At 69.8% G+C, this 11466-nt stretch carries 9 protein-coding genes and 1 riboswitch; of the genes, 7 read left to right on the plus strand and 2 right to left on the minus strand.

The genetic code is table 11. The annotated features are described in order from the left end of the window. Positions 1-33: 33 nt before the first annotated feature. From modA to ggt, 7 genes are all read left to right on the plus strand, one after another. Entirely contained in the window at positions 34-774 is a 741-nt protein-coding gene (gene modA / locus Ga0609869_RS08535) for a molybdate ABC transporter substrate-binding protein (RefSeq protein WP_245972438.1), read from the plus strand. Between the two features lie 3 nt (positions 775-777). Continuing rightward, positions 778-1461, plus strand: coding sequence for a molybdate ABC transporter permease subunit (gene modB / locus Ga0609869_RS08540; RefSeq protein WP_125408672.1), 684 nt, complete (start codon positions 778-780; stop codon positions 1459-1461). After that, a complete protein-coding gene (gene modC / locus Ga0609869_RS08545; protein WP_125408673.1) occupies positions 1458-2582 on the plus strand; it encodes a molybdenum ABC transporter ATP-binding protein in 1125 nt (374 codons plus the stop codon). The genes modB and modC overlap by 4 nt, the downstream gene beginning before the upstream one ends. Positions 2583-2691: 109 nt before the next feature. After that, positions 2692-2787, plus strand: a riboswitch (TPP riboswitch). 42 nt (positions 2788-2829) lie between these two features. After that, the gene (gene thiM, locus Ga0609869_RS08550) at positions 2830-3621 is read left to right on the plus strand and encodes a hydroxyethylthiazole kinase (RefSeq protein ID WP_125408674.1); all 792 of its coding nucleotides are present in this window, start codon (positions 2830-2832) and stop codon (positions 3619-3621) included. Then, positions 3618-4226, plus strand: a complete 609-nt coding sequence (gene thiE, locus Ga0609869_RS08555; protein ID WP_125408675.1) for a thiamine phosphate synthase — start codon at positions 3618-3620, stop codon at positions 4224-4226. The genes thiM and thiE overlap by 4 nt, the downstream gene beginning before the upstream one ends. After that, complete coding sequence (gene thiD, locus Ga0609869_RS08560; RefSeq protein ID WP_125408676.1) at positions 4223-5035, plus strand: bifunctional hydroxymethylpyrimidine kinase/phosphomethylpyrimidine kinase; 813 nt, start codon at positions 4223-4225, stop codon at positions 5033-5035. Before thiE ends, thiD begins: the two co-directional genes overlap by 4 nt. 245 nt (positions 5036-5280) lie before the next feature. Then, a complete protein-coding gene (ggt, locus tag Ga0609869_RS08565; protein WP_125408677.1) occupies positions 5281-7074 on the plus strand; it encodes a gamma-glutamyltransferase in 1794 nt (597 codons plus the stop codon). Positions 7075-7115: 41 nt separating this feature from the next. On the opposite strand, the gene Ga0609869_RS08570 is transcribed toward ggt, so the two are convergent. Next, complete coding sequence (locus Ga0609869_RS08570) at positions 7116-10217, minus strand: efflux RND transporter permease subunit (RefSeq protein ID WP_125408678.1); 3102 nt, start codon at positions 10215-10217, stop codon at positions 7116-7118. A gap of 12 nt (positions 10218-10229) precedes the next feature. Further along, positions 10230-11378 (minus strand): efflux RND transporter periplasmic adaptor subunit, encoded by a 1149-nt coding sequence (locus Ga0609869_RS08575; protein WP_245972440.1) that lies wholly within the window; start codon positions 11376-11378, stop codon positions 10230-10232. Positions 11379-11466: the final 88 nt, after the last annotated feature.

Consider the following 11466-nt stretch of genomic DNA (forward strand, 5'->3'; position numbering starts at 1 on the left):
GTCTTGCCCTCCATGATCCCCCCCAAATCCGCGATGCGCATTGGATGCGCTGCCCTGCTGGCGCTGCTCGTGCCGACCGACCCGGCCCGCGCGGGCGAGACGCTTGCCGCCGTGGCCGCCAATTTCACCGAGGCGGCCAAGGAAATCGGCACGGCCTTTGCCGATGCCACCGGCCACACGGTGAGCTACAGTTTCGGCCCGACCGGGCAGATCTACACCCAGATCACGCAAGGTGCGCCTTTCGAGCTGTTCCTCGCTGCCGATCAGGCCCGCCCCGAACGGGCCGAGGCCGAGGGTTACGCCGTGCCGGGCGCGCGCTTTACCTACGCGGTCGGCCAACTGGTGCTGTGGAGCCCCGATCCCGCCAGGGTCGCGGGCCGCGACGCGCTGGCCGCCCCCGATCTCACCCATATCGCCATCGCCAACCCCAGGACCGCCCCCTATGGCGCGGCAGCGGTCGAGGTGATGAGGGCGTTGGGCGTCTACGATGCGCTGGCGCCCAAGCTCGTTGAGGGCAAGAGCATCAGCCAGGCCCATCAATTCGTCGCCACCGGCAATGCAGAGGTGGGCTTTGTCGCGCTGTCGCAGATCGTTGGCCACGACGCGGGGTCGCGCTGGGCGGTGCCGCAGGAGATGTATACCCCGATCCGGCAGGACGCGGTGCTGCTGGCCGCCGGTGCCGACAGCGCCGCCGCGAAGGCCTACCTTGCCTTTTTGCAGGGCCCCGAGGCCCGCGCGATCATCGCCCGATACGGCTACGGCACGGGAGACTGACCCATGGCAGAAGGCGCCCTGCTGGACGCGGCCATGATCGAGACGATCATGCTGACGCTCAAGCTGGCAACGGTCACGACCGTCGTGCTGCTGTTGGTTGGCACCCCCCTGGCGTGGTGGCTGGCCCGGTCGCGCGGGCTGTGGAAAGACGTGGTCGCCACGGTCGTGGCCCTGCCCATCGTGCTGCCGCCGACGGTGCTGGGCTTTTACCTGCTGATCGCGATGGGGCCGGACTCGCCCCTGACCGCGCTTTTGGGCCGCAAGCTGTCCTTTACCTTCGAGGGGCTCGTGGTCGGGTCGGTCGTCTATTCGCTGCCCTTCGTGGTCAACCCGATCCGCAACGCGTTCGAGGCGATGGGCCCGCGCCCGATGGAGGTGGCAGCGACGCTGCGCGCCTCGCCTCTCGACGCGTTCTTCACGGTTGCGTTGCCGCTGGCGCTGCCGGGGCTCTTTACCGGCGCGATCCTGGGGTTTGCCCATACGGTGGGCGAGTTCGGCGTGGTGCTGATGATCGGCGGCGGCATTCCGGGCGTGACCAAGGTGCTGTCGGTCACCATCTTCGACTATGTCGAGACGCTGCAATGGGCCAAGGCGCATATCCTGGCCGGTGGCATGCTGGCGATGTCGTTCGTCGTGATCCTTGCGATGATGCTGGCCGAGCGGCGGCTGAAGAAGGCGCGGCGATGATCGAGGCATCCTTTCGCGGGCGGCTGGGCAGCTTCGATCTGGATGTCGGGTTTGCGGTGCCGGGCCGGGGCATCACGGCGCTTTTCGGCCCGTCGGGCTGCGGCAAGACCACGGTGTTGCGCGCCGTCGCGGGCCTGATGCGCCTGCCCGGCGGGCAGCTTTGCGTCAATGGCGCGCAATGGCAGGCGGGCCGCCGCTTTGTCCCGCCGCACCGCCGCGCCATCGGCTACGTTTTTCAAGAGGCCAGCCTTTTTCCCCATCTGTCGGTCGAGGCGAACCTGCGTTTCGGCCTGCGCCGCGCCCGGTGTGCGCCCCGTATCGGGATGGACGATGTGGTGGCGCTGCTCGGCATCGCGCCCTTGTTCGACCGCCCGGCGGAAATGCTGTCGGGGGGAGAGCGTCAGCGGGTGGCCATCGGGCGGGCGCTCTTGTCCCAGCCCGACCTTCTGTTGATGGACGAGCCGCTATCGGCGCTCGACCGGTTTTCCAAGGATGACATCCTGCCCTATCTTGAACGGCTGCACGCGGCGCTGTCGATCCCGGTGCTCTACGTCAGCCACGACATCGCCGAGGTCGAACGGCTGGCCGATACGCTGGTGCTGATGCAGGCGGGCCGTGTGCGTGCCGCGGGGCCGATCGCCGATCTTTTGGCCGATCCCGCGCTGCCGCTCATCCACTTGCCAGAGCCTGCCGCGGTGATCGACGGCAAGGTGATCGCATCCGACCCGCAATACGGGCTGTGCGATGTGAACGTGCCCGGCGGTGTCGTGGTGGTGCCAGGCGATCTCGGACCGCCCGGCACGCGCTGCCGGCTGCGCATCCCGGCCAGCGATGTCAGCCTCGGGCGCCACGTGCCGCTCGACACCACGATCCTGAACGCCTTGCCCGCGCGGATCGAGGGCGCCGAGACGACCCGCGACCACCAGATGACCGTGCGCCTTCGGCTGGGCGCCGACGGCGAGGGGGCGGCGCTGCTGGCCCGCGTCTCGCGCAAGTCATGGGACCGGCTGGGCCTGCACCAGGGCGAGCAGGTCGTCGCCCGGCTGAAGGCGGTGGCGCTGGCCGAGTCCGGCCCGCCATCCGGTCCAGTGCCGGATCCGGCGGAAAACAGGCGCGGCTAGGGGCCCTTTGACCTGCGGTCGCGCTCGTTTCCGGGCCCATCGGGGCGGAAAGGCAAACCGCCGGCTTGCGCCGGACACTTGAATTCATCACGCCCAACTGCAAGTCTGCCGCATGCAACAGGGGCGTTCGCATCGCGCGGGCTGAGAAGCACCCTTTGAACCTGACCCGGATCATGCCGGCGGAGGAAGTTGCGGGGCCACATCGCGCGCGATGTGCGTCCCGTGCCTCCGCCCCAAAGGAGGCAAGATGACCAACCCCGGCGCCTATCTTCAGTCCGTGCGGGACACGGGCCCGCTCGTCCACAACATCACCAATTTCGTGGCGATGAATTTCATGGCCAACGTCCTTCTTGCGATCGGCGCCTCGCCCGCGATGGTCCATGCCCGTGAAGAGGCGGCGGAATTCGCCGGTCTGGCGCAGGCGCTGACGGTCAATATCGGCACCGCCGACACCGCCTGGGGCGCCGCGATGCAAGAGGCTGCCGCCGTGATGGCCAGGGCAGGCCGCCCCTGGGTCTTCGATCCGGTGGGGGTCGCGGCGACGCGGTTTCGCCAGGAGTTGTCCAACAGCCTGCTCGACCTGCGGCCCACGGTCGTGCGTGGCAACGCCTCGGAAATCCTCACGCTGGCCGGGCTGGGCGGCGCCGCGCAGGGTGTCGATGCGGGTGACACCGTCGAGGCCGCCGAGGGGGCGGCGGCGGCGCTGGCGCAGCGCACCGGCGGCGTGGTCGCCGTTTCGGGGCCGGTCGATTACGTCACCGACGGCGCCTGCGCCCTGCGCGTGGCGAACGGCCACCCGCTGATGGCCCGGATCACGGTGATGGGGTGCTCGCTCAACGGTGTGATCGCGGCCTTTTGCGTCGGCCAGCCGACGCTCGACGCGACGGCCGCCGCGCTCGCCGCCTACGGCGTGGCCGGAGAGGCCGCAGGCCGCGAGGCGCACGGGCCGGGCAGCTTTCAGCCGGCCTTCCTGGACGCGCTGTATCGCCTGACGCCGACCGCGCTGGACGCCTCGGCCCGGGTCGAGGCGGTGACATGATCGGCCCGGTCTACGTCGTCACCGATCCCGGCGCGGCGCGGTCGATCATGGATCAGGCGCTGGCCGCTGCACGCGGCGGGGCCTGGGCGGTGCAACTGCGCGACAAGACCGCGAGCGATGCCCAGATGGCCCGGATGACCGGCGCGCTTATGCAGGCGCTGTGTCCCCTTGGCGTGCGCGTCTTCGTCAACGACCGGGTCGCGGTCGCGCAGGACACCGGGGCCGATCTGCATATCGGCCAGTCCGATGGCGACCCGCGCGCTGCGCGCGACCGGATCGCTCCTGACGCGCTGCTCGGTCTCTCGGTCGAGACCGTCGCGCAATGCGCCGCGATCCCCGAGGGCGTCAGCTATATCGGGGCGGGTCCGTTTCGTGCGACGGCGACGAAACCCGATGCGGCCCGGCCCATCGGCGCGGCGGGCCTTGCGCGCATCGTCGCCGCGTCGCCGGTGCCCACGGTGGCGATCGGCGGGCTGGGCGCGGGGGATGTGCCCGCGCTGCGTCAGGCCGGGGCGCGTGGCATGGCGGTGGTCTCGGCGGTGTCCCGCGCGGCCGATCCCGAGGCCGCGACCCGAACCCTTGTCCAGACATGGAGGCAGACATGATTGCGAACATCCTGGCGATCGCCGGGTCCGACCCGTCGGGCGGCGCCGGTATCCAGGCCGATATCAAGGCAATCTCGGCGAATGGCGGCTACGCCATGGCCGCGATCACCGCGCTGACGGCGCAGAACACGCAAGGCGTGCAGGGCGTCGCGCTGATCGATCCCGAGATGGTCGGTGCGCAGATCGCCGCCATCCGAGAGGACGTGCGCATCGACGCTGTCAAGATCGGCATGTTGGGCAGCGCGGCCATTGCGGCGCGTGTCGCGGATGCGCTGGCCGGGCTTTCGGCACCCATCGTGCTGGACCCGGTGATGGTCGCCAAGGGCGGTGACCGCCTGCTCGCGCCCGAGGCCGTTGCCGCGGTGCGAGAGCGGCTGTTGCCCCGCGCGTCGGTTGTCACGCCGAACCTGCCCGAAGCCGCCGACCTTCTCGGGGACGTCCCGGCAACGACACGCGGCGAGATGGCAAGGCAGGCGTATGCCCTGCTCGGGCTCGGGTCCGGTGCCGTCCTGCTGAAAGGCGGGCATCTGGGCGGCAATGACAGCCCCGACCTGCTGGTTTCCGCCGAGGGCGAGCACTGGTTCGAGGGCCGGCGCTGCGCCACGGAAAACACCCACGGCACGGGCTGCACCCTCTCTTCGGCGCTGGCCGCGCAGCTTGGGCAGAAACGTCCACTGGCCGAGGCGGTCCGGCAGGCCAAGAGCTATATCTCCGGCGCCATCGCCCAGGCGGGTGCGCTGAACGTCGGGTCGGGTCACGGACCCGTCCACCATTTCCATGCCTTCACGCCGGAGACCGCCCGAACATGACACCGCACATAAAAAACCGGACCGTGCTGATCACCGGGGCCGGCCGCGGCCTTGGGGCCGCGATTGCCCGTGCCTGTGCCCGCGAGGGCGCGCGCGGTCACGGGCCAGACGCTGGTCGTCGATGACGGGCTGGTCTGCTGCTGAGCGATTGGCGGGCGTTGCCTGTCCCGCGCGGTCCAGCTTGGGACCTGCGCCGGCTTTCGTGTAGGCTGGTGCGCGGAACAGGCAGACCGGGGGATGGCGCAATGTGGACTTGGCTGATCGCATTTCTGATCGCATTTTTCGTGAGCGGGGCCGCTACGGCACAGCAAGAGGCCGATACCGTCGCGCCCGAGGCCGGGTCGGACGCGGCGGCGGCCTTTGCCGGCCTGTCCGCGGACGCCCGCGCGGCGATGATGGCCAAGCAGGCGGGCCGGCCGACCGAGGCAGGCGAATGGATGGTCGCCGCGGCCAATCCGCTGGCTGTCGAGGCCGGGGCGCGCGTGCTGCGCGCGGGCGGCAGCGCGGCGGATGCGATGGTGGCGGTGCAGGCCGTTCTCGGCCTGGTCGAGCCGCAATCCTCGGGCCTTGGGGGCGGGGCGTTCCTGGTTTGGTACGACGCCGAATCCAGCGCGATCACGACGCTGGACGGGCGCGAGACGGCCCCGCTGGCCGCCACCCCGCGGCTGTTCCAGACGGCCCAGGGCGAGCCGTTGAAGTTTTTCGACGCTGTCGTCGGCGGGCGCTCGGTCGGCACGCCGGGCACACCGATGCTGATGGAAGAGGCGCATCGGCGCTGGGGCAGGGCGAACTGGGCGGGGTTGTTCGACGACGCCATCGCGCTGGCCGAGGACGGGTTCACGGTGTCGCCGCGGCTGGCCGATCTTGTCGCCGGTGACGCGAAGCGCCTGCGCCGCTTTCCCGCGACCGAGGCCTATTTCTTTCCCGACGGGGGCCCCATCGCGGCCGGGGACCGCCTGACCAACCGGCCCTATGCCGCGACGTTGCGCCAGATCGCCGGTGACGGCGCGCGGGCCTTTTACGCAGGTGCTGTGGCCGAGGAGATCGTGGCCAAGGTGCGCGGCGCCGGGGGCAACCCCGGTGTTCTTTCGACCGTTGATCTTGCGCTATACCGGGTCAAGGAACGTCCGCCGGTCTGCGTCGCCTATCGCGGCCACGACGTCTGCGGGATGGGCCCGCCGTCGTCGGGCGCGCTGACGGTCGGGCAGATCCTGGGCATGCTGGCGCATTACGACCTTGCCGGGCTGGGCCCGCAGTCGGCGGAAAGCTGGCGCCTGATCGGCGACGCCTCGCGCCTGGCCTTTGCCGACCGGGGCCGCTACATGGCCGATGCCGATTTCGTACCGGTCCCCGCCGAGGGCCTGGTCGATCCGGCCTACCTTGCCGAGCGCGCCGAATTGCTGTCGGGCGACGATGCGCTGCCGCAGGTCAGCCCCGGCGCGCCGCAATGGGACCATGCGTTCCTGTGGGCCGACGACATGTCGATAGAGCTGCCGTCGACCTCGCATATCTCGATCGTCGATGCCCAGGGCAACGCCCTGTCGATGACCACCACCATCGAGAACGCGTTCGGATCGCGGCTGTTCGTGCGCGGCTTTCTGCTCAACAACGAACTGACCGATTTCTCGTTTCGAACCCATGCCGACGGCGTGCCGATCGCCAACCGCGTCGAGCCGGGCAAGCGGCCGCGCTCGTCGATGTCCCCGACGATCGTTCTGAAAGACGGCCAACCCGTGCTGGTGATCGGCAGCCCCGGCGGCAGCCGGATCATCGGCTATGTGGCGCAGGCGATCATCGCCCATCTCGACTGGGGCATGGATGTGCAGCAGGCGGTGGCGATGCCGCATCTCGTCAATCGCTTCGGCAGCTACGACCTGGAAGAGGGGACAAGGGCGACCGAGCTGTCGCAGGCGCTGGCGGCGTATGGCTACGAGGTGGGGGCGCGCGACCTGAACTCGGGCCTTCACGCGATCGCGGTCGGGCAAACCCTGCAAGGCGGTGCCGATCCGCGGCGCGAGGGCATCGCCCTGGGCCAATGAGGCCCGGCGGCGATCATGCGGCGCGCCGCGGCCAGCCGCGCTCAGGCCGACAGCGCCTCTTCCAGTTCGCGGGCGAGCTTGCGCGTTTCCACCGCACGGGGCGGTGAAAAGCGGGCGAGCAGGAGATAGGCCACGGGTGTGAGGTAGAGCGTCGACAGCGTCGCCAGCCCCAGCCCGCCGACGATCACCCAGCCAAGCGCCTCGCGTGCCTCGGCGCCGGCGCCGCTGGACAGGATCAGCGGCACGCCGCCCAGCACCGTCGAGGTCATCGTCATCATGACCGGCCGCAGGCGGATGGTGGCGGCGTCGAAGATCGCCTTGCCGATCTCCGCGCCGCCATCACGCAGCTGGTTGGCGAACTCGACGATCAGGATGCCGTTCTTGGCCATGATCCCGATCAGCATCACCAGGCCGATCTGGCTGTAGACGTTGAGGCTCTGCCCGGTCAGCAACAAGGCGACGACCGCGCAGGCCAGCCCCAGGGGCACCGTCGCCATCACCACGATGGCCGAGACGAAGCTTTCGAATTGGGCGGCCAGCACGAGAAACACCACCGCGATGGCAAAGCCGAAGATGATCGCCAGGCCCGAGTTGGTCTGGCCCAGCGTCGCGGCCTCGCCCAGCGGCACGATCCTGTTTTCCTCGGCCAGGAGATCCTCGCCCAGGCGCTCGACCTCGCGCAGCGCGTCACCGAGGGCCAGCTCGGGCGTCAGCCCGGCCGAGATCTCGACCGACCGGCTTTGGTCCTCGCGGTCGAGTTCCGGGGCGACGGCGCGTTCTTCGAGGCGGACGAAGCTGGACATCGGCACCATCTGCCCGGCGCTGGTCTGCACGAACACGTTCTCCAGATCGCCGGGATCGTCCACCGGGTCGGAGGTCGACAGCATCTGCACGTCGTAACTCTTGTCGCCGATGAAGACCGAGCCCACGCTGCGCCCGTTCAGCACCGCCCTGAGCGCCTGTCCCAGCCCGGCGATGTCGATCCCGAGGTCGGAGGCGCGGGTGCGGTCGATCTCGACGAAAAGCTGGGGCTGGGTGCGCTCGTATTCCAGCCGGACCGAGCCGAAGGCGGGGTTTTCCTCCATCCGCGCGACCAGGGTTTCGGACACCTCGGCCAGCTGCTCGTAGCTGTCGCCGGTGATCGCGAAACTCAGGCCCCGCCCGGCGCCGCGGATGCCCAGCGAATTGGGCTGGATCACGAAGGCGCGCACGCCCACGATCTCTCTGAGCCGGGTGTTGATGTCGTCGACGATTTCCTGCTGGCTGCGTGCGCGGTCGTCCCAGCGCGCCAGCGTGAACACCATGAACCCGCGGTTATCCGCGCCGAAGCCGGAGATCGAGAAGACATTGGTGATCTCGCCGCTCTCGCGCAGGGTGGCCACCGCGTCCTCGATGCCGCGCATCTTGCCCTGGGTATATTCCAGCGAAACGCCTTGCGGCGCGGTGATCCTGAGCAGCGCCACGGCGCGGTCCTCGCGCGGGGTCAGCTCCTGGCGGATGCCGTCGGCGACCAGCGCGGCGGTTGCCGCGAAGAGACCCGCGGCCAGCACCACGACGAAGGGCACCGCAAGCGCCCAGCCCAGGGTGCGGGCGTAAAGCGCGGCCAGCCGGGCGCCGACCCAGCCGATGGGGCCGGGCCGGCCGCCGGTGTCTTCCTTCAGCAGGCGGCTGGCCAGCACCGGGCACAGCGTCAGCGCCACCACCGACGAGATCGCCACCGCGATCGCCAGCGTAAAGCCGAATTCGCGGAACAGCCCGCCCGCCTGCCCCGGCAAGAACGACAGCGGCACGAAGACGGCGGCCAGCGTGGCGGTGGTGGTGACGACGGCAAAGAACACCTGCTTGGTGCCCAGAACGGCGGCGGCGCGCGCGCCCATGCCCTCGGCCCGGCGGCGCACGATGTTTTCCAGCACGACGATGGCGTCGTCCACCACCAGCCCGGTGGCCAGCACCAGCGCCAAGAGCGTCAGGATGTTGACCGAAAAGCCCACGAGATAGATCGCCGCAAGCGTGCCGATCAGCGCCACAGGCATCGTCAGGGCCGGGATCAGCGTGGCGCGCAGATCGCGCAGGAACACGAAGATCACCAGCACGACGATGCCGATGGCCAGCCCCAGGGTTTTCAGCACCTCGACGATCGCGCCCTTGACGAAGACCGCGTCGTCGGAGGTGACGAAGATCGAGATGTCGTCGGGCAGGGTGCGGTCCAGTTCCGCCACCGCCGCGCGGACCGCGCTGGAGATATCCAGCGTGTTGCTTCCGGCCTGCCGGATGATGCCCATGCCCACGCCGGTCTGACCGTTGGCGCGCAGGATCGTCTCGTTCGGCGCGGGGCCCAGGCTGACGCGGGCGACGTCGCGCAGATAGACATTGGGCGCGATCCTGAGCGCCTCGAACGCCTCGGACGAGGCCACCATGGCGGTGGTGCGCACGTTGATCGACTGCCGGTTTCCCGCCAGATCGCCCGCCGCCGCGTTGAACCCCGCATCGGCCAGCGCATCGCGCATGTCCGCCAGCGTCAGGCCCCGGCTTGCCAGCTGCGCCTGGTCGATATCGACACGGAAGATCGGCTCTGAATCGCCGTAGATATTGACATCGGCCACCCCCTCGACCGAGACCAGCCGGTCCTCGACCCTGTCCTGGACGATTTCTGTCAACTCGTGCGAGCTGCGCGAGGGCGAGGTCACCGCGATGCGCATCACCGGCTGGGCGTCGGCATCGGCCTTGACGATCTCGGGGTCTTCGGCGCCGTCGGGCAGATCGTCCGCGATGCGCGCGACCACGTCGCGGGTGTCGGTGGCGGCCACGTCGATGTCGATGCTTTCGGAAAACTCCAGCGTCACCCGGCTGCGCCCGAAGCGCGAGTTGGAAGAGATCGCGCGAATGCCGGCGACGCGGCCCACCGCGCCTTCGATCCGGCCCGTGACCTCCTGGTCGATGGTCTCGGGCGAGGCGCCGGGGAACTGCGTGGTCACGGTGACGACGGGCCGGTCGACGTTCGGCAATTCGCGGATTTCAACGCCGAAGAGCGCGGCAATGCCGGCCAGCACGATCAGCGCGCTGACCACCAGCGCCAGTATCGGCCGGCGCACGAACAGTGCCGGGCCGCCCCCTTCCGCCGCGCGGGTCGCCTGTTCCAGCATCTTCTGGCTCTCCTAGAGCGATTGCGCGCCGGGCGGGCGCTTGACGGCTGCCTGCGGCGCGACGATGCGTAGCTCGGCGCCCGGGCGCAGCGTTTGCACGCCCTCGGTTACCACCTGATCGCCCGGTTCCAACTCGGCCTCGACGAGCACGGAATCGGCGTTGCGCTGGCGGATCTTGACCGGCACGCGCGCCGCCTTGCCGTCGCGCACGACCCAGACATAGGCGCCCTCGCTCGACCATTGCACCGCCAGCGGATCGACGCTCGGCAGCGCCTCGCCCGGCAAGCTGAGCGCCACCTCGAAGGCCATGCCGCCGCGCAAACGGTCGCCATCGTTTTCGAGCCGGCCCTGCACCCTGAGCGTCCGGCTGGTGCTGTCCACGATGTTGTCGAGGGCGTGCACCTCGCCGGCCAGCTCCAGCCCGGGCAGGGCCAGCGGGTGGGCGGCAAGCGGCATTCCCGGCGCGATCCGGCCCACCACGCGCTCTGGCACATGGAAATCGATCAGGATTTTCGACCGGTCGGTCAGCGTGACCAGCGTGTCGCCGCTGGACACGCGGTCGCCTACCGAGATGTCAAGCACGCCCGCCCAGCCCGCAAAGGGGGCGCGCACGGTGCGTTCGGCCAGGTCGAACTCGGCCTGGCGCAGCCCCAGCTCGGCGGTGCGCAGGGCAAGATTGGCCTCGCGGCGCCGCACCTCGGTCACCGCGCCGGTATTTTCCAGCCGGACGATCCGCTCGGCTTCTTCGCGCGCGTCGTCCAGCACGAGGCGGGCGCGTTCGACCGCGATGCGCTCGGCCTCGTCGTCGAGCCGCACCAGCACCGCGTTTGCCTCTACCCGGTCGCCGTCCGAAAGCCCCAGCTCCACCACCTGGCCGGTGACCTTGGCGCGCACGGTGACGTTGCGCAGTGCCTGGCCGTCGCCAATGGCGATGACCTGGTCGCGGATCGTGCCCTCGTCCACCTCGGTCACCACGACCGCGGCCGGGCCGCCGCCGCCGAACCGGCGCCCGCCGGAGCCGCTGTCGGCTTCGGGGGCCTCCAGGCCCACAAGATCCAGAACGCCCAGGCGGTCGAGGACCGGCATGGCCGACGGCACATAGGCGACCCATAGCGCAAGCGTGCCCGCGATCAGGAGGATTGAAAGGAGGAGTTGCCGCACCGAAGATGCTCCATGTGATCTGCGCCGGGCAGCTACAGGCCCAGCAATGATATAGAGCAGCCCGGGCAAAGTCACTTTTGCCGTCTGC

Source organism: Rhodovulum iodosum, assembly GCF_041020385.1.
GTDB classification, from domain to species: domain Bacteria; phylum Pseudomonadota; class Alphaproteobacteria; order Rhodobacterales; family Rhodobacteraceae; genus Rhodovulum; species Rhodovulum iodosum.